This window comes from Leucobacter holotrichiae, assembly GCF_055791005.1.
Genome location: NZ_JBVUAC010000003.1, coordinates 94,862 through 111,178, shown reverse-complemented (window position 1 = coordinate 111,178; position 16,317 = coordinate 94,862). Strand labels below are relative to the sequence as shown.

The 16,317-nt window shown below is 69.3% G+C and carries 20 protein-coding genes; 6 read left to right on the top strand and 14 right to left on the bottom strand.

The window, feature by feature from the left end; genetic code table 11:
* Window positions 1-24 precede the first annotated feature (24 nt).
* Window positions 25-690 carry a potassium channel family protein gene (locus AC0KXF_RS05860; protein ID WP_223042492.1) on the bottom strand — a complete coding sequence of 222 codons (666 nt, stop codon included), beginning with the start codon at window positions 688-690 and terminating at the stop codon, window positions 25-27.
* On the bottom strand, window positions 683-2,056 hold the full coding sequence (locus AC0KXF_RS05855) for a TrkH family potassium uptake protein (protein ID WP_473108415.1): 1,374 nt from the start codon (window positions 2,054-2,056) through the stop codon (window positions 683-685). Before AC0KXF_RS05855 ends, AC0KXF_RS05860 begins: the two co-directional genes overlap by 8 nt.
* Before the next feature lie 237 nt (window positions 2,057-2,293).
* On the opposite strand from AC0KXF_RS05855, the gene AC0KXF_RS05850 reads away from it, so the two are divergent.
* From AC0KXF_RS05850 to AC0KXF_RS05835, 4 genes are all read left to right on the top strand, one after another.
* Window positions 2,294-2,776, top strand: coding sequence for an ArsR/SmtB family transcription factor (locus tag AC0KXF_RS05850; protein ID WP_223042491.1), 483 nt, complete (start codon window positions 2,294-2,296; stop codon window positions 2,774-2,776).
* A 112-nt stretch (window positions 2,777-2,888) separates the two neighbouring features.
* Window positions 2,889-2,987 (top strand): 30S ribosomal protein bS22, encoded by a 99-nt coding sequence (locus tag AC0KXF_RS05845; RefSeq protein WP_005504750.1) that lies wholly within the window; start codon window positions 2,889-2,891, stop codon window positions 2,985-2,987.
* Between the two features lie 133 nt (window positions 2,988-3,120).
* Window positions 3,121-3,411, top strand: a complete 291-nt coding sequence (locus AC0KXF_RS05840; protein ID WP_473108284.1) for a glutaredoxin family protein — start codon at window positions 3,121-3,123, stop codon at window positions 3,409-3,411.
* A gap of 115 nt (window positions 3,412-3,526) precedes the next feature.
* On the top strand, window positions 3,527-3,829 hold the full coding sequence (locus AC0KXF_RS05835) for a Dabb family protein (protein WP_223042489.1): 303 nt from the start codon (window positions 3,527-3,529) through the stop codon (window positions 3,827-3,829).
* A gap of 16 nt (window positions 3,830-3,845) precedes the next feature.
* Here the strand turns inward: AC0KXF_RS05835 and AC0KXF_RS05830 are convergent, their stop codons facing one another.
* Entirely contained in the window at window positions 3,846-4,649 is an 804-nt protein-coding gene (locus AC0KXF_RS05830; RefSeq protein WP_473108283.1) for a helix-turn-helix transcriptional regulator, read from the bottom strand.
* A gap of 122 nt (window positions 4,650-4,771) precedes the next feature.
* Between AC0KXF_RS05830 and AC0KXF_RS05825 the strand changes: the two genes are divergently transcribed.
* Window positions 4,772-5,275, top strand: a complete 504-nt coding sequence (locus AC0KXF_RS05825) for a VOC family protein (RefSeq protein WP_473108282.1) — start codon at window positions 4,772-4,774, stop codon at window positions 5,273-5,275.
* 111 nt (window positions 5,276-5,386) lie between these two features.
* Here the strand turns inward: AC0KXF_RS05825 and AC0KXF_RS05820 are convergent, their stop codons facing one another.
* From AC0KXF_RS05820 to AC0KXF_RS05790, 7 genes are all read right to left on the bottom strand, one after another.
* Complete coding sequence (locus AC0KXF_RS05820) at window positions 5,387-5,857, bottom strand: SRPBCC family protein (RefSeq protein WP_473108281.1); 471 nt, start codon at window positions 5,855-5,857, stop codon at window positions 5,387-5,389.
* The gene (locus AC0KXF_RS05815) at window positions 5,854-6,216 is read right to left on the bottom strand and encodes an ArsR/SmtB family transcription factor (RefSeq protein ID WP_473108280.1); all 363 of its coding nucleotides are present in this window, start codon (window positions 6,214-6,216) and stop codon (window positions 5,854-5,856) included. Before AC0KXF_RS05815 ends, AC0KXF_RS05820 begins: the two co-directional genes overlap by 4 nt.
* Window positions 6,217-6,482: 266 nt before the next feature.
* The gene (locus AC0KXF_RS05810; protein WP_473108279.1) at window positions 6,483-6,884 is read right to left on the bottom strand and encodes an arsenate reductase ArsC; all 402 of its coding nucleotides are present in this window, start codon (window positions 6,882-6,884) and stop codon (window positions 6,483-6,485) included.
* Window positions 6,885-6,954: 70 nt separating this feature from the next.
* The gene (locus AC0KXF_RS05805; protein ID WP_473108278.1) at window positions 6,955-7,614 is read right to left on the bottom strand and encodes a maltokinase N-terminal cap-like domain-containing protein; all 660 of its coding nucleotides are present in this window, start codon (window positions 7,612-7,614) and stop codon (window positions 6,955-6,957) included.
* Window positions 7,615-7,829: 215 nt separating this feature from the next.
* Window positions 7,830-8,453: a hypothetical protein gene (locus AC0KXF_RS05800; protein ID WP_473108277.1), complete on the bottom strand. Its 624-nt coding sequence runs from the start codon at window positions 8,451-8,453 to the stop codon at window positions 7,830-7,832.
* Window positions 8,454-8,459: 6 nt separating this feature from the next.
* Complete coding sequence (locus tag AC0KXF_RS05795) at window positions 8,460-9,482, bottom strand: DUF1266 domain-containing protein (protein ID WP_473108276.1); 1,023 nt, start codon at window positions 9,480-9,482, stop codon at window positions 8,460-8,462.
* A gap of 258 nt (window positions 9,483-9,740) precedes the next feature.
* Complete coding sequence (locus tag AC0KXF_RS05790; protein ID WP_473108275.1) at window positions 9,741-10,298, bottom strand: helix-turn-helix domain-containing protein; 558 nt, start codon at window positions 10,296-10,298, stop codon at window positions 9,741-9,743.
* A 67-nt stretch (window positions 10,299-10,365) separates the two neighbouring features.
* Here AC0KXF_RS05790 and AC0KXF_RS05785 point away from each other — a divergent pair, with 67 nt between their 5' ends.
* A complete protein-coding gene (locus tag AC0KXF_RS05785; RefSeq protein ID WP_473108274.1) occupies window positions 10,366-11,988 on the top strand; it encodes an FAD-dependent oxidoreductase in 1,623 nt (540 codons plus the stop codon).
* Window positions 11,989-12,028: 40 nt separating this feature from the next.
* On the opposite strand, the gene AC0KXF_RS05780 is transcribed toward AC0KXF_RS05785, so the two are convergent.
* From AC0KXF_RS05780 to AC0KXF_RS05765, 4 genes are read right to left on the bottom strand one after another with little or no spacing between them, the layout of a single operon-like run.
* On the bottom strand, window positions 12,029-14,002 hold the full coding sequence (locus tag AC0KXF_RS05780; RefSeq protein WP_473108273.1) for a choice-of-anchor G family protein: 1,974 nt from the start codon (window positions 14,000-14,002) through the stop codon (window positions 12,029-12,031).
* Entirely contained in the window at window positions 13,999-14,748 is a 750-nt protein-coding gene (locus tag AC0KXF_RS05775; protein WP_473108272.1) for a hypothetical protein, read from the bottom strand. The genes AC0KXF_RS05780 and AC0KXF_RS05775 overlap by 4 nt, the downstream gene beginning before the upstream one ends.
* The gene (locus tag AC0KXF_RS05770) at window positions 14,745-15,371 is read right to left on the bottom strand and encodes a signal peptidase I (protein ID WP_473108271.1); all 627 of its coding nucleotides are present in this window, start codon (window positions 15,369-15,371) and stop codon (window positions 14,745-14,747) included. The genes AC0KXF_RS05775 and AC0KXF_RS05770 overlap by 4 nt, the downstream gene beginning before the upstream one ends.
* A gap of 29 nt (window positions 15,372-15,400) precedes the next feature.
* Window positions 15,401-16,102, bottom strand: coding sequence for a SipW-dependent-type signal peptide-containing protein (locus tag AC0KXF_RS05765; RefSeq protein ID WP_473108270.1), 702 nt, complete (start codon window positions 16,100-16,102; stop codon window positions 15,401-15,403).
* Between the last annotated feature and the right edge of the window lie 215 nt (window positions 16,103-16,317).

The window sequence follows — 16,317 nt, the reverse complement described above, 5'->3', positions numbered from 1 at the left end:
AGCGAGCGATTCGGGATGCGAACCTCAACCGATCGTCGCGAAGCGCTCCACATCGGCGGCAGTACCGCTCACGATGATGAGGTCGTGCGGCGACACCACCGTGTCCTGAGTCGCGTGGGTGAACGGCTGACCCGGGGTCTTCACACCGACCACCGTGACGCGGTAGCGGGTGCGCACCCCGCTCTCGGAGAGCGAGCGACCGCGGATCGAGCGGGGCGGGTACATCTTCGCGATCACGTAGTTGTTGTCGAACTGGATGAAGTCGAGCATGCTGCCGCTCAGCAGGTGTGCGACGCGCTCGCCGGCCTCCCGCTCGGGATAGATGACGTGGTTCACGCCGATCCGCTCGAGGATCTTGCCGTGCGAGAGCGAGATCGCCTTCGCCCAGATCTGGGGGATGCCGAGATCCACGAGGTTCGCGGCGATCAGCACGCTCGCCTCGATCGATGCGCCGGTGGCGACGACCGCGATCTGGAACTCGTCGGCGCCGATCTGGCGCAGCGCCTCCATGGAGCGGGCATCGGCCTGCACGGCGTGGGTCACACGATCCGCCCACTTCTGCACGAGCTGGGGATCGGTGTCGACGACCAGCACCTCGCGGTCCTGACGGTCGAGCTGTCCTGCGGTCGCGGCGCCGAACCGGCCGAGGCCGATCACGATCACCGGGGCGTCACTGCGAATATCAACCAACGATCGGCCTTTCCTCGGGGAGTTTGAACAGTCGGGAACGGCTCGACGCCGCAACGGCCGCGGCAAGCGTCACCGTTCCCACGCGGCCGGCCCACATGGTGGCCGCGAGAATGTATTTGCCGGGATCCGAGATCTCGCTCGACAAGCCGGTCGATAGCCCGCAGGTGCCGAACGCCGAGATCACCTCGAAGAGCACGATGTCGAGCGGGCGGCCGGTGAGATGCAGCAGCGCGACCGTCGAAACGAGGATGATCGTCGCCCCCCAGATGAGGATCGACACCGACACGCGCAGCACCTCGTCGGGGATGCGGCGGTCGAAGACCTGGATGTCGCGGTACCCGCGAGCCTCGGCGTAAGCGGCGAGGAACAGCACGGCGAGCGTGGTGACCTTGATGCCGCCGGCGGTCGACGCCGATCCCCCGCCCACGAACATCAGCATGTCCATGGCCAGCAGCGTCGACCCGTTCATATCGACCGGGTCGATGATGCCGAGGCCGCCCGAGCGCGTCATCACCGACATATAGCCGGAGCTGAGCAGCGTCTCCCAGAACCCGTGACCGCCCAGCGTGTCGGGGTTCGCGAACTCGAGCCCGCCGATGGCGACCCAGCCCACGATCACGAAGATGAGGGTAGTGGTGAGGGTGAGCTTGGCGTGCAGGCCGAGGCGCTTGTGCGCGCGCCAGCCGCCGCCCGTCACGTAGCGGTAGAGCGCGAAGATGACGGGGAAGCCGATCGCGCCCAGGAACACGCCGATGGCGAGCACGGTCAGCAGGTAGACATCGGTGTCGAAGGGGGCGAGCCCCCCGGGCAGCGGTACGAAGCCGGTATTGGTGAAGGCGGATGCGGCGAGGTAGAAGCCGTTCCAGAGGGCGTGCCAGAAGTCGTATCCGGCGACCATCAGCCGCGGTGTGATGAGTATGGTGAGGGCGGCCTCGATCACCACGAGGCTCGCCGCCACCGCGACCAGCAGGCCGCCGATCTCGCCGAGACCGACGGCCTGGCTCTCGGATACGTCGCGGCCCATGCGCATCGGGTTGGTGTCGCCTGCGGCGAGCAGTCGCTGTCGCAGGCCGAGGCGGCGGGTGACGGTGAGGCCGAGGATGCTCGCGAGGGTGAGCACGCCGATGCCCCCGATCTGCAGGCCGGCGAGGATCACCAACTCGCCGAACAGCGACCAGTGCGATGCCATGTCGACTGTCGAGAGCCCCGTGACGCAGATCGCCGAGACGGCGGTGAAGAGCGCGTCGGCGAGCGGGGTCATCGTGCGCGAGTTGCTCGCGATCGGCAACGAGAGCAGGGCCGTCCAGAGCAGGATGAGGCTGGTGAAGACCATCAGCGCGAAGCGGGCGGGCGAGGAGTGGATCATCGCGTTGATCCAGGATTTCTGCGGGAGCGGGGCGGCAGCCCGACGGCTCAAGGCGCGTGCCCTCACGACTCCTTCTTTCCCTGCTTCGTTCCCTGGGACCCGCGGCGCCGGACGATGCGCCGGACCGCTTTCAATAGCAGTCATGCTACACACGCCGGGCCGTTCCGGCACGGGGTAGACGAGCTCCGGCTCGGCACGGGCGGGCGAGAAACGCCCTGGCCGACTAACCTTGAGGCTATGCCAGATATTTTCGGAGTCATCGCCGACGCGACCCGGCGCGATATTCTTCGTGTGCTGCTCGAGCGACACCAGCAGGACGCCGAGATGAGCGTCTCCGAAATCGTCGCCCAGTTGGAGATCAGTCAGCCGACGGTGTCGAAGCACCTGAAGGTGCTGCGCGAGGCCGAGCTGGTGACCGTGCGCGAGGAGGGACAGCATCGCTTCTATGCGCTCGACCCCGAGCCGCTCGAGATGGTCGAGGACTTCGTGATCCCGTTCCTCTCGGCCGGTTTCGACACCGAGGTGACGGTCGAGTACCTCTCCGAGGACGGGGATCGGGTGCCCGGGCCCGACGGGGACGACCCGTTCGGCGACCCCCTCGACGAGAGCGAGGTGCTCTCGGAGGAGACCGCCGCGGCGGCCGAGCGGATCGGTCGCGCCGCGGCCCGAGCCGAGCATCGGGTCAAGGAGCTGGTGGCACGCTTCAAGCTCCGTTCGTAGGGCTGTCGGGCGACGGGGTCGCCGGTCGTTTCGCGCTCATCGGCCTGACAGAGTAATATAAGTGTTTTGTGGGCCGCGATACCTTCGGCCCGAGAGACGTTGTGAGGTAACCGTGGGTTCAGTAATCAAGAAGCGCCGCAAGCGCATGTCCAAGAAGAAGCACCGCAAGCTGCTTCGCAAGACGCGCCACCAGCGCCGCAACAAGAAGTAATCGCCCCCTGCGCTGCCGTTCCCTTGGCCGCGCAGGAGCGCGAGGTGCGGAGGGCACCGGGCTGCGCCCGGTGCCCTTCCGTCTTTTCGCTGACGCGCGGTTCCGCGTGCGCGGCCTCGTAGAATGATCGATCGTGACGAACGTCGAGCTCACCCTCATCGGCAAACCCGGTTGCCACCTCTGCGACGATGCTCGCGAGGTGATCGCCGCTGTACGCGGTGAGCTGGCGGAGCGCGGGATCGCCACCTCCCTCCGGGAGCTCGACATCTTGCAGGACCAGCAGCTCGCCAGGCTCCACTCCGAGAACATCCCGGTGGTGTTGATCAACGGCCGCCGCCACGCGATCTGGCGCGTCGATCCCGACCGGTTCAGCGCCGCAGTGGAGAAGGCTTTGCGTCGACCGCGGCTGTTCTCGCGTAAGTGAGCAGGACGCAGCGCCGCGCAGTGTTCTCGTCATCCCGCGCGCACCCGGCGTCCTGCGTGCAGTCGCAGGATCTCAGTCGACTCCCCGGCCAGCCCGTTCAACCCGAAGGAACCCCATGACCCTGCGCCACATCGTGAGCTGGAAGTTCGCCGGCGAGACCCGTGACGAGCGCGACGCCCAGGCAGCCCGAGCCGTCGACCTCATCGAACCGCTGCGGGAGCGCGTCGCCTCGGTGCGCGCCCTCACCCTGCACCGGAATGAGCTGTTCGACGGCGCCAACTACGACCTGACCCTCATCGCCGACTTCGACGACGCCGAAGGCCTGGCCGCGTACGCGCAGCACCCCGAGCATCTGCCGGTCGTCGACTACATGAAGACGGTGACCTCGGCGCGCGCCGCGACCGATTTCACGGTCTGAGTGATCGGAGGCGGCTTCACGGTCGCGTTCCCGCTCTCGCGCGGTACTCGCTCGGGGTGACACCGAGCAAGCGCCTGAAATCGGTTGTGAAGTGCGCGTGATCCGCGTAGCCGAGTTCGTTCGCGAGTGCGGCGATGGTGAGTTCGGGCTGCTCTCGCAGGCGCTCAGCGCCCTCCTGGATGCGCCGCCGCCGGATCATCGAGTGCAGCGAGAGGCCGAAGAAGCGATCGGCGACGCGCTGCAGGGTGCGGACCGAGACGTGCAGACGATCCGGAAGCTGGTCGACGCGCGTCAGCGCGGGATCCCCGAGTTCCTCCGCCAGTCGATTCGCGAGTGCGCCGTCACCCGGTGTGCTCAGTGCGGGAATTCGCTCCCGGATCCACTCCGAGAGCAACGAGACAGCCCGCTCGCGGCGTGCGGCGCCGGAAGACTCGGGATCCTCCATCGCTCGGTTCACCTCGGCGAGCAAGCGCGGAGCTTCGACGATGCGAGTGGCGTCGCGGATCGTCGCGGGATCCGGCGCTAACGACGGCACCGCAGCGGGTCTGAGCAACGCTCCCACCGCCCAGCCGCGCCCCGTCAGCACTCGCTCTGAGCGCCGCGTCGCCGGACCGACCGCGGTCACCGCTGCGGGCTCCACGACCAGATTGCAGACGGGAAAGGGCAGCAGCTCTTGCCGGGACTCCTCACCGTCGGCGAGATCCCACTCGGGGATCCAGAACCAGCGCACCGCGTGCTCCAGTTCGCGGCGCGGTGGCATCCGATGGAACTCGGGCAGGCGGTGCGGGTAGAGCACACCGCGCCGTTCCTCGTCGACCATTCCTGTGCCCGCCCTTCCGACCGCTCCGGCGCGTCAGCCCGTCCCCGCGACCCGGCCGCGATCCGGCGCGATCTGGCGCGAATCTGCAAGCCGTTCGCGAGGCACGATCCTACGCTGAGGGCATGAACGCACATGAGAGCCGCGCCGCGAACGGCGCGCACACCACGGACGGAATGCCCCACGGCTCGACCAGCCTCACTCCCTTCCTCGCGATCCCGAGGGCGGGCGAGGCGATCGAGTTCTACCGCGATGTCTTCGGCGCCCGGGTCGTCGACGTGACCGAGATGGGCGGGGTGGTGGCGCACGCCGAACTCGACTTCGGCAAGGGGCACCTGCAACTCGGTGAGCCGGTGCCGGACTATCACCTCGTCGCCGCGCCGGAGGGCGAGGACGACTGCTACTCGATGGGTCTGTACGTGCCCGACGTGGACGCGGTCGTGGAACGCGCGGTCGCGGCCGGTGCCGTGGTGCGCGAGGCGCCGAGCGACTTCGTCTCGGGTGACCGCTTCGCGAGCATCCGCGATCCGTTCGGTGTGCGTTGGTCGGTGATGACGCGCGTCGAGGATCTGTCGGAGGAGGAGAGCGCCGCCCGCGTGAGGGAGTGGGCGGGATCCTTTGAAGGTTGAACGCGGCAGCGTTCAACCAAGGATCGCGCTGGCCCCACAGGGTCAGGAATCTTCAGAGCTGAACGCGGAGCGTTCAGCAAATTCTGCGCCGGGCCTACTGGCCCGTAGACCTCAGCCCAGCTCTTCTCCGGCGAGATGGCGGCCGAAGTTGGTGAGGGCCTCGTCCCAGCCGTCGTAGACGAAGCCGTCGCCGGGCTTGCCCTCGATGCCGCGCAGGTGGAAGACGAGTTCGGTGCGCTCTCCCTGCGGGGTGAGGGTCAGTGTGATGACCGGAGCGGTGGCGACGGCGGCGTCGGGCTCGCCCCAGGTGAAGACCAGTCGTTCGAAGGGCTCTACCTCGAGGTACTCGCCTCCGGTCGGGTACTCCTCGCCGGTCTCGTCATTGGTCATCGTGTACCGGTAGCGGCCGCCGACGCGGACGTCGAAGGAGACGCTGTCGGTGGAGACCCCGAAGGGGTGCAGCCAGTGCGCGAGTTCGGCTTCCTCGGTCCAGGCGCGCCATACGAGTTCGGGCGGGGCGTCGAAAACGCGGGTGATCGAGAACTGAGGGGCCTGCGCGGTCGAGGTGTCGGTCGTGTTCATGATGCTGCTTCCTGTCTGTTGTCGATGCTCGGACGGGTCTTCATGGTCTGCAGGTGCTCCTCGAGGGCGTCGAGGCGCAGGTTCCATTCGCGGCGTTGCCGCTCCACCCAGGCGGACGCCTGGTCGAGGGGCTCGGCCTGCATCGTGAGGGTCCGCCACTGAGCCTGGGTCGTGCGGGTGACCAGCCCCGCGCGCTCCAGCACTTTCAGGTGCTGAGAGATCGCGGGAGCGCTGACCGCGAACGGCTCGGCCACCTCGCCGACGGTCGCCGGGCCTTGAGCGAGCCGCGAGAGGATCTCGCGCCGTGTCGGGTCGGCGAGTGCCGCGAATACGAGGCTCAGGGGGTCCGATGCAGGCATTTCAACGCTTTCTTAATTAATGAATAACTTTATTAAGCCACGAGTCTGTCGGGAAGTCAACACCGAGCGTCAGAGCTGCGAGCTGCGTCCATTTCGCTTCCGAGCCGATCGTGCGCCTGCGGTACTGGGGCTTTCGTCATCGAGATGACGCTTCCGGCCCTTCGCCGGCACTGACGAGGGCCGCAGGCGTCATCTCGGTCGCTCGGGGCGCTGGGGCGCGAGCGCGGGCGCGAGTGCGGGTGAGCCCTCTCGCCGAGGCGACCCGGTCACTGCGGCGAGAGCTCCGCGATCAGAGCTTCGACCCGGCTCTTGATCTGATCGCGGATCAGCCGCACCGTTTCGACGCCCTGCCCCGCGGGGTCGTCGAGCTTCCAGTCCTCGTAGCGTGTACCCGGGAAGAAGGGGCACGCGTCGCCGCACCCCATCGTGATGACGACGTCCGAGGCCTGCACCGCCTCCGACGTGAGCACTTTGGGCTGCTCGGCCGCGATGTCGATGCCCTCCTCGAGCATGACCTCGACGGCGACGGGGTTGATCCGGTCCGCCGGCACGGAACCCGCGGAGCGGACCTCGATGCGGTCGCCCGCGAGATGCCGGAGGTAACCGGCCGCCATCTGAGAGCGCCCGGCGTTGTGAACGCACACGAACAGTACGGAGGGTCTGGTCATCAGGGCGGTTCTTTCGTTCGAGCGATGAGCGTGGCATCGAGCTTACTGGTCCAGATCCGGATTCTTCCCCTCAGCTCATCGCCTGACGGATCGCGTCTGCGTTCAGCTGCACCGTTGCCAGGAGCGTCGGATCGTGCTGTGTCGGCCAAGTGCCGATCAGTATGCCGGCGCGTTCAGGAGCAGCGGTGTCTGAGCCGGGGCGGCGGACGACCTCGATGGTGCCGATACCGGTCTCCACGCGGGTCGTCATGCCGGCGAGTCGTCCATGGGCGGCATAGGTGTCGAGGTCGTCGAGATCCACGCCGGATCCACGAACCCGGGTGTCGTTGTCGATGAGGGTGAGTTCGCCCTCCTCCTCGATCAACTGCTGTGCCTCACTGCGTCCGGAGAGGACCGTTTCGATGAGTGCGCGGATGTAGGCGGGGTCGAGCGTGGCGTCCGAGACCCAGCGCTTGCCGAGTACGCCGTGCTGCAGGGAGCCGACCACGCTCTCCGGCGAAACCTCAGGAGGAGCGGGGCGGTAGGTGAGGGGCACCTGGTAGACCGTATCGCCTCCGGCGGTGAGCAGGATCGTCTCGATGCCGACTTCACCGTCCGGATCGTCGAAGCGGAACGAGCCGACCTGATGCAGAGTTTCCGGGTTCCCGCCGAACCAAGGTTGGGAGGGGAGCCACGCGGCGAGGAGCTGCAGCTTCGTCGGGGACAGCGTGGTGCGGTAGAGATGAGCCAAGGGGCTGGACCTTTCTCGGAGGCGGGATGGAGACCAGCCCACCTTCGGCGCACGTCCCGGCGTCTTGCGCGCGACCCTCGCCGGGGCTCGGACACATGGCTCCGCTTCTCCTCGTTGGAGACGTCTCGGGTGCGGTGGGCATGCCCTCCACGCTAGGAGCCCACCGCGTGATCAGCGCATGAACGTGACCAAATCGAGAGGGAAGGCAGGTGCGTTTATCCCGGCCAGCGGGCGTCGGCCCACGGAGCCCCCGGTTTGTAGAGGTCGCGGGGGCGGACCATGTCGGGGCGTTCGCCGAGCAGGTCGCCGAAGCCCAGCCAGTCATCCGCATCCGAGCGCATCGATTCCGCGAGGACTCGCGTCGCATCTCGGGCCGCCGTCTCCGTGATCTGCCGGTTCGCGACGCCCCGGCGGATCCACCAGGCGAGCTCGACGGCCGCGAGGGCGCGATCGGGCGGCGTCGCCGCGCGAGCGAACTCCTGCTCGAGACGGGTTAGCATCGCCCGCCATTCGATCGCCTCGCCCGTGGATACAGGCCGCTCGTGGAGGTGAGGCCCGAGATCCCATCGTTCGGGATCGAGTCCCTCCTCGGGCACGATCCGCGGCGCCGCGAACCCCAGCAGCCACCGCTCATCGGCGCTGAGCGGATTCGGACCGGGATCCGGGGGCGGCGGGGCCCGCACCGCCGTCGCGGTGTATCCGGGGCCGCCGCGATCGGGATCGTTGCGTTTGCGTCGTCTGTCCCACCAGAGGATGGTCAGGCAGAGCGCGAGGATGCCGAGCACGACGAGGAAGGTCGACAGCGGGAAGTCGCCGGTCGGCCTCGGGAACCAGTACATCGGGGCTCAGCCCTCGCGGTCGGCCAGTTCGCGCTGTCGCAGCGCCTCGTTGATACGTCGGGACCACACGGGCTCACTCGGATCGCTGTACTCGTCCGGGTCGAGCGAGCGCATGCCGTGGTCTCGAAGGGCGTCGACGAGCAGCATCCGCGGCGCAGGCAGTTCCGCGTCCCACGGCACCCGCGCCCAGGGGCTCTCAGCCGACAGCAGCGCCTCCTGACGGCTGAGGTCGTGCTCGTCCATGATCGCCTCGTTCTGGCCGCCCTGCGAGTTCCAGTACCAGCGGCCGATCCTGAACGACTCGCCGAGCTCATCCCAGGATCCGTAGTGCTCGCGCAGGTCGCCGGCGGTCATGAGCAGCACGTCGGACGCCTCGGCCTCGGAGAGGTACCCGGCAGTCGCACCCGCTCTGGCGAGCATGGCGAGGCGCACGAAGTCCCACGCGAGGAAATCGACGGATCGGATGTCGCGGTCGTTCGCTCGCACGCGCCGGAACCGCCAGAGCATTTCAACGGTGTCGTCCGAGTGCTTCGCGCCGGCGCGGAGCCTCGCCTCGACCGCCCGGGCCTCTTCGTCGGGCATCTCGCTCCACACGGCGATCTCGCGGCTGAAGCGATCGCGGTGCCCGGCGAGCAGCACGTCGTACAGCGTCTGCAGCATGCTGCTGCGGTCGGTCACGCCCCAGGCCTCGGCGAGGATCTCGCGCTCCTCCTGCGCGTCGCGGAACCTCAGGCGATCCTGATCCGCTCCACGGCAGAGCGCGAACGGCGCTCCGACGGCGACGCCCCAGTCGACCGGGCGCGATCCGAACGAGGCCGCTTCCGGCGACCACCTCGGACGGTGATGCTCCGCGAGCTCTCGGGCGCTGGCCGCGGTGTTCTGCTCCCGCGTCGCCCTGATCCGCTTGCCCTGGCGCCAGGCGCGGAATGCGACGATGATGATGCCGATTGCGAGAACCGCGGCGGCGACCACCCAGGTCGTGCCGCCGGTCGGATCGGTCGAGTCGTTCGCGACGGTGAGAACGGTCATGGAGAACCCCCGGGGTAGTGTCGCGGTTATTCTCTCACGGGATTGCAGCCCGGCCGCTGCTCGGCTCGGGACCTGCCCCCACGCGCCTGCCGAGACGGCCGCTGCCTGCCGAGACAGCCTCTTTTTATCGAGTAGGCCCGAGATTCGCGCGAATTCTCGGCCGACTCGGTACTTCCAGGCCGACTCGAACCGGTTGGCGATGCCGCGCATGGGATCACGCTGCCGTCGGCCTCGGCGGGGCATGCGCTCGCGGCACCCCTACTCCGCATCCCACGAGCGCAGATGCAGGCGCTCGCCCACCGTGTTGAAGATGCTGATCACCTCGGCTGGCCGGTTCCCAGCGGCGCGCATGCGGTGCGGAGTGGTCGTATCGAACTCCGCCGCTTCGCCTCGTGAGAGCACGAGCTCCTGCTCCCCGAGGGTGAGCCGCAGTCTCCCCGACATCACGTAGAGCCACTCGTGCCCGTCGTGGGTCTGCGGGGCGCCCTCGAGGGCATGCGGGTGATAGGTGATCTTGAAGGCGCGCACCTCTGATTCTTCGCGGGTGAGCGGCGCGATGGTCATGCCCTCGCGGCGGATCGTGTCGCGGTGCACGCGCGGGTCGCGATTGCGGGGCTCGAGGAGATCATCGATGCGGATCCCGAGCTGCCTGGTCAGCGGCAGCAGCAGCTCGAGGCTCGCTTGGCGCTTGCCCGATTCGAGTCGGGAGAGCGTGCTCGCCGACATGCCGGCGCGCTCCGCGAGGTCGTCGAGCGTCCAGCCCCGTTCCTGCCGGGCCGAGCGCAGTCGTGCCCCGAGCTGCCGAAGTTCGTCCATGGCGCAACTCCTTGCTATTTTTGCAAACTGTATTGCAAGTATCGCATGAGGGGGTGAACATGGTCCCATGACTCACATCGCTTCTCACCGCTGGGACGCCATCGTGATCGGCGGCGGCGCCGCCGGACTCAGCGCGGCTCAGGCCCTCGGGCGCTCCCTGCGCCGCACTCTCGTGATCGACGCGGGCAGCCCGCGCAACCGGTTCGCCTCGCACATGCACAACGTGCTCGGGCTCGACGGCACGCCACCGGCCGAGCTGCTCGCTCGCGGCCGCACCGAGGCCGAGCGCTACGGCGTGGAGTTCCGCCGCGAATCGGTACGGGAAGTGCTCGAACCCGAAGAGTCGAAGACGGGTTCGGGATCGCCGAATCCCGTGCGCATCGTGCTCGACGGCGGTGAAGCGCTCGAGGCGCGCGCCCTGGTCGTCGCGACGGGCATCACCGACGAGCTGCCGCCGATCGCCGGACTCGCGGATCGCTGGGGGAGCACCGTGCTGCACTGCCCCTACTGCCACGGATGGGAGGTGCGGGGCCGGCGCCTGGCGGTGGTGGCCACGTCACCGCTGGGGATGCATCAGGCGAGGCTGCTCAGGCAGTGGACCGAAGATCTGACGGTGTTCACCGCGGGCCTCGGCGAGCTGAGCGATGAGAGCCGGCGCGAGTTCGGGGCGCGAGGGGTGCGTCTCGTCGAGGATCCCGTCACCGAGATCGTGGGCGACGGATCGCGGATCGCAGCCATACGCACGCTGCGCGAGGAGATCGAGGCGGACGCGATCTTCACCGCGGGCGCGCTCGTGCCGCACGACGGCTTCTTGCAGGGGCTCGAGCTCGATCGCTCGGAGACGCCGATGGGGTCGTTCATCGCTGTCGACGCCACGGGGCGCACGAGCCACCCGCGCATCTGGGCCGCGGGCAACGTCGTGAATCCGGCGGCGACGGTGCCCATCGCGATGGGCAGCGGCACGCTCGCCGGGGCGGCCGCGAACGCGGCGCTCGTGGAGGAGGACTTCGCGCTCGCCGTCCACGGCCCGGCTGCGCATACGCCGAAGCCGGGCGAGGATCCGGTCCTCTTCTGGGAGCGGCGCTACGCGGGTGCCGACGCGGGCCGGATCTGGTCGGGGCGGGTCAATCGAACGCTCGCGGACGTCGTCGATTCGCTTCCGACGGGCCGATCCCTCGATCTCGGCTGCGGGGAGGGCGGCGACGTGATCTGGCTCGCGGAGCGGGGTTGGAAGGCGGTCGGGATCGACCTCTCCGAGACCGCGATCGCCCGGGCGGTGCGGTCGGCGGAGGACAGCGGGATCCCGCATGCACGGTTCATCGCCGCGGATCTCGGTGAGTGGGCCCGTGATCCCGAGCGGATCGACGGCTCCGAGCGGCGCTTCGACCTCGTGACAGCGAGTTTTCTGCAGTCACCCGTGGAACTGCCGCGGGAGCGGATCCTGCGTGCCGCAGCCGAGCGGGTGGCGGTGGGCGGCCGGCTCGTGGTGATCTCGCACGCAGCGCCGCCGCCGTGGGCGAAGGGGCATCACGGCGAGTTCCCGAGCCCGGAGAGCGAGCTGGCGCTGTTGCGGCTCGATCCCGAGCACTGGGATGTGAACGCCGAGGTGCGCCGGCGTCCGGGTACCGGTCCCGACGGAACCGAGGCCGTGCTCGTCGACACCGTCGTGGTCGCCCGCCGCCTCGGGTAGTGCCCGGGCCGGAGCGGCGGGTCGTGCGGGCGGGACGCGTTCAGTACCCCGCGCACCCGCCCGTCGCGGCTTCGGCCGGCGAGCAACCGGGCCCGACCGAGGCGCGCCCGAGGTAGAGGCGCACCCCGTTCGGGCCGAGTCCGTCGAGCACCCCGATCCGCAGGGCCGCGACCTCGTACTGGCCCTCCGGCGGCGCCGTCGGCTGGCCCGGAGTCCAGTCGGGAGGCGGGGGACCGCCCGTGGCCGGTGCGTTCTGCGCGTTTACCGTGATCGAGACGATATTCGAGAGGAACAGCCCGTTGTAGAGCCGGGAGACCAGTGCGATCAGCGGGGCCGTCACGATCGTCAGCTTTGCGGGAAGGCCGGTCACGGCGGGGAGGACGCCGTCGACGGCCCCGCTCACGACTCCGCCCACGCCGGTGAGCAGGGTGTTCAGCAGCAGGTCGAGCACCGGTTTGAGGAGTCCCTTGGTGAGGAGATCCGTCAGCGCCCCGAGCAGACCGCTGAGCAGTTTCACCTCCGTGCTCACCGTGCCGGGTGTGTTGGCGCGCAGTTCGGCGAGCGTTCCGTCGATGGAGACTGCGATGTGCCCGACGTCGAGGAACGGGGTGATCGCGAGGAGGCGCGCCCGGAGGTCGATCGACAGCGTCGAGGTGATCCGGATCCCGTCGACGGCGGCGACCAGCTGGCTCTCGACATGGCTCAACCACTCGGTGAGCGCCCCGGTCAGGCTCTGAGTCAGAGCGTTCAGGATCGCCTCATCGGCGAGCAGATTCGTGTTCGGGGGGAGGCCGTTGAGGCCGTCACCGAAGTGGTCGGGGTAGGCCCGTTGCAGCAGCGCGCTCGTGTCGACGGAGACGGTCCCTGCGATCGCGTCGATCGTGAGCACTCCACCGCTGTCTGAAAACTCCGTGTCGATGAGCGCGCGCACCGGCGCCAGATCGATGTCGGCGGTGAGCGTGTTGAGGCGGATAGCGCCCAGTGTGAGGAGGGGGTTGTCGAGCACCGCATTGAGTAGATCCGCGACACCCGACTCGATGCCGGCCTTCACCCCCTGCGTGCCGAGGAGGCCGTTCACGGTGCCTTCGAGCCCGCCCAGCAGGTTGTTCAGTTCCCCGGAGAGCGCTCCGACCGTGGGCGAGGAGAAGGTGAGGTCGGCCGACGCCGTGAGGTACTTCCGGTCGAGCCCGGCCACGATGTCTTCAGCGGCCGATGCGGCGACCGAGCGCTGGGCGACCGCGGTGCCTTCGCCCCATGCTTCTGCGCAGGTATCGAAGCTCGCCTGGCCGGCCACCGCTCCGACCTCGAGCTCGAGGTCGGAGACGCCCGAGAGGGTGTCGCCGAGGCCGATGTCTCCGAGCAAGGGCGAGTTCAGGAGGTTCGAGAGGCGCAGCGTCGCGAGCCCCGGGTACTCGCCCGTCTGATCGTCGGCGAGGTCGATGCCGCCGGAGTTGTCGACGTAGCCGCTGGCGCCGAGAGCCTCACCGGTGCTCAGAGCCTGACCGAATTGGCCGACGACACCCGTGCTGTTGTCGGCCGGCAGTTCGAGCAACCCGGTGAGGGGGAGCTGGATCGCCGAGAGCGCGTTCACCGTGAGTGGATCGGCGAACGCTGAGTCGATGCCCGTCACCGGTTGGCCGGCGGTCGCGGTCGCGGTGCTGCCGTCGTTGGTGACCTGCACGCCCTCGGCCTCGGCCAGCGTGTCGAGATTCACGCCGAGCAGGTTGCCGCTGAGAGCGCGCCCCTCGGCCCGATTGAGGAATCCGGCACCGTCGGGTCCGCACGCCGAAGTGCCGACCGCGGGTGCGTGCGCCCACTCGGTATCGTTCCAGCTCGCGTCGGTGGTGATCCCGCCCTGGGCGACGAGCGCGCTCGACACCAGCACCGCGGCGGCGGTGGCGCCGATCCCGCGCCGCCTCAGGGCGTCACCCGGAATCAGCCCGCGCTTCGTTCCGCCCGTTCGCGAGTGCGATACGGCGGAGTGTCTGCCGCGACGAGGTCCCCACCACTTCATCGGGGGCCTCCCGGGAGCGATGCGTCTGCGGCCGGCGGGCGGGAAACGGCGCGGGATCGGGCGCGCCCGCGCAGAGCGGCGGTCGCACCGAGCCCGGCGAGCCCGGCGGCGAGCAGGCCGAGTGCGAGAGCGTCGGAGCCGGTCACGGGGAGCGGGGGACGCTCGGAGGGCGGCACCGGGGTGACGGAGGCGTCGCCGCCCGTGGAGTGCACCCCGAGCCCGACGTTCGCTGTGCGCCCCTCGACCGCTGACGTCGAGGTGGACGAGGGGATCCCGAGCGTCACCAGCACCTCGCGCGGCTCGCCGCTGCGCAGCTCCGCGAGTTCGTACAGCGCCCCCTCCCGCGCGACCCGCGCGAGCGGGGTGGCGGGCAGCACGGCGGTGCGGGTTCCGCCGCACCGAGCCGGCGTGGCCGAGAGATCGAAGGGTCCCGAGCAGGCCTCGACCTCTGCCGTCATTCCGGATGCGGTGACCAGGTCGCCGTCGGCGCGCAGCTCGACGGCGAGGGTGCCCGTGTCGGCATCGCGCAGCGAGGCCTGCACCAGCCAGCGCATCGACTGGCCGGGTTCGAGCTCGGCGCGGAGCGCGGATTGCGAGTCGAGCGCGAGCGTGAGGTAGCCCGGGCGGCCGGTCTCAGAGAGCTCATGGAACACCGCCGAGGCGCGGGCAGCGGTGAACCCGATGCCGGCGCACGTCACCGCTGCGAACACGAGGGCGAGGGCTCCGGAGACCGCGCGGGCGCTCATCGCAGCACCCCCTCGGCGTGGCGGGGGCGCTGATCCGCCCCGTCTTCGGCGTTCTTCTCGCCGGCGTCATCCGCCGCCGCCCGCGGCCAGAACGCCCAGACGACGAGCGCGCCGACCAGCAGCACGAGCGCTCCCATCGCGATCGGGGTCTGCACCATCATGAGCGCGGTGCCGACGTACGGAACCGCGAAGACCACCCTGCGCGCATCGGTGAGGGCGTAGGGCAGTTGGTCAGGGGTGTCGTTGTCATCGCCCTGCATGACGATCTGGCGCGCTGCGGGGCTGTCGAGATCGGGTGGGCCGGATCCGGGCGCGGACGCCCTGATGTCGGCCGCGTTCTCGGCCTGCGGCTGCACCGGGCCGATCTCGACGATGCGATGCGTGACCGGCATGGACTCTCCGGCCCTGCGCACCGTGACGACATCGCCGACCTCGAGCTCGGAGGCCTGCACCGGCACGGTCACCGCGACCGCGCCCTGCGGCATAGTCGGGCTCATCGAACCGGTGCGGAAAGTGATGAGCGTCGCCCCGGTCGTCGCCGCGAGCACGAACCAGCAGGCAAGGCCGAGCGCCGCCACGACCACGAGGGTCGTGACGGCGCCTCCGGCGATCCTGCGGATCATGAGCGGGGGACTGGGAGCGCGGTCGGAGCTCAGTCGGACTCTGCCGCGAACTCCCAGGCCGGTGCGATCGTGCGGCCCTGGAGATCGACCCCTGCGGCCTCGGCGACCTGCTGCGCGTCTTCGGGGAGCGCGATCACGAAGCAGTAGTGCTGCGGAGCGCCGGGATCGGTGGTCGTCGCCGCGGCGAGGGTCTGCGCGCCCGTGCCCGGCGTCGCACCGGTGCCGAGCGGCGAGGAGCCGATACCGGGGACCGCGGTCCAGTCGCCGGCTGTGACCGCCGTAGCGGAGCAGCTCGGTGCGGTCGCGTCGGCCGAGGTGTACACCGAGAGCGCGACCGCGTCCCAGAGCTCGTTGCCGGCGTCCTCGGCGGCGACACCGGCGGCCGCGACCGCGCCCTGGAGCTCGACGGAACCGCCGATGGAGTTGGTCTTCGTGCGCAGCGACATCGGCGCGTAGACCGTGTCCCCGGGCGTGAGGGCGAGCGCGGCAGTGGTGAAGTCGAGCGCGCCACCCGGGTTCGTCTCGTCGTCGTGCCAGGCGCCCTCGGTGAACTGCTCGACGTCGAAGCGCTCGGTGCCGATGCCCGGCCCGCCGTCGGCGCCGCCCCAGACCCACTCGGAGTCGTTCCAGGTCGCGAGCGTGTAGGTGGCGCCGAGGCCAACCACGAGGGCTCCCGCGGCGATGGCGGCGATCTTGCGGGTCTTCCGCGATGAAGTGTGCTGCTTGGACAATGTCGTCCCTTTCCCCTGAATCCGCGGGTTCGACCGTGTATGCGTGAGCACGATCGCCCCCTGCTCGGCATCCCCCTGTGACATCCGTGACCGCTGAGAAACACTCGTCGGTTAGTTCACGGTGAGCACACGATAACAGGAGAAGAACTCCTGACCAAGCCGATGTTCCCGAGTCTCAGAAGGGGGCTTCCCGAGCCTCGGTAGGGCTCGCATGG

Excerpts from the sequence above, each read along its gene's own strand:
- AC0KXF_RS05855 (WP_473108415.1), bottom strand. The coding sequence starts at position 2,056 with ATGATCCACTCCTCGCCCGCCCGCTTCGCGCTGATGGTCTTCACCAGC.
- AC0KXF_RS05850 (WP_223042491.1), top strand. The coding sequence starts at position 2,294 with ATGCCAGATATTTTCGGAGTCATCGCCGACGCGACCCGGCGCGATATT.
- AC0KXF_RS05835 (WP_223042489.1), top strand. The coding sequence starts at position 3,527 with ATGACCCTGCGCCACATCGTGAGCTGGAAGTTCGCCGGCGAGACCCGT.
- AC0KXF_RS05830 (WP_473108283.1), bottom strand. The coding sequence starts at position 4,649 with ATGGTCGACGAGGAACGGCGCGGTGTGCTCTACCCGCACCGCCTGCCC.
- AC0KXF_RS05825 (WP_473108282.1), top strand. The coding sequence starts at position 4,772 with ATGAACGCACATGAGAGCCGCGCCGCGAACGGCGCGCACACCACGGAC.
- AC0KXF_RS05820 (WP_473108281.1), bottom strand. The coding sequence starts at position 5,857 with ATGAACACGACCGACACCTCGACCGCGCAGGCCCCTCAGTTCTCGATC.
- AC0KXF_RS05815 (WP_473108280.1), bottom strand. The coding sequence starts at position 6,216 with ATGCCTGCATCGGACCCCCTGAGCCTCGTATTCGCGGCACTCGCCGAC.
- AC0KXF_RS05810 (WP_473108279.1), bottom strand. The coding sequence starts at position 6,884 with ATGACCAGACCCTCCGTACTGTTCGTGTGCGTTCACAACGCCGGGCGC.
- AC0KXF_RS05800 (WP_473108277.1), bottom strand. The coding sequence starts at position 8,453 with ATGTACTGGTTCCCGAGGCCGACCGGCGACTTCCCGCTGTCGACCTTC.
- AC0KXF_RS05795 (WP_473108276.1), bottom strand. The coding sequence starts at position 9,482 with ATGACCGTTCTCACCGTCGCGAACGACTCGACCGATCCGACCGGCGGC.
- AC0KXF_RS05790 (WP_473108275.1), bottom strand. The coding sequence starts at position 10,298 with ATGGACGAACTTCGGCAGCTCGGGGCACGACTGCGCTCGGCCCGGCAG.
- AC0KXF_RS05785 (WP_473108274.1), top strand. The coding sequence starts at position 10,366 with ATGACTCACATCGCTTCTCACCGCTGGGACGCCATCGTGATCGGCGGC.
- AC0KXF_RS05780 (WP_473108273.1), bottom strand. The coding sequence starts at position 14,002 with ATGAAGTGGTGGGGACCTCGTCGCGGCAGACACTCCGCCGTATCGCAC.
- AC0KXF_RS05775 (WP_473108272.1), bottom strand. The coding sequence starts at position 14,748 with ATGAGCGCCCGCGCGGTCTCCGGAGCCCTCGCCCTCGTGTTCGCAGCG.
- AC0KXF_RS05770 (WP_473108271.1), bottom strand. The coding sequence starts at position 15,371 with ATGATCCGCAGGATCGCCGGAGGCGCCGTCACGACCCTCGTGGTCGTG.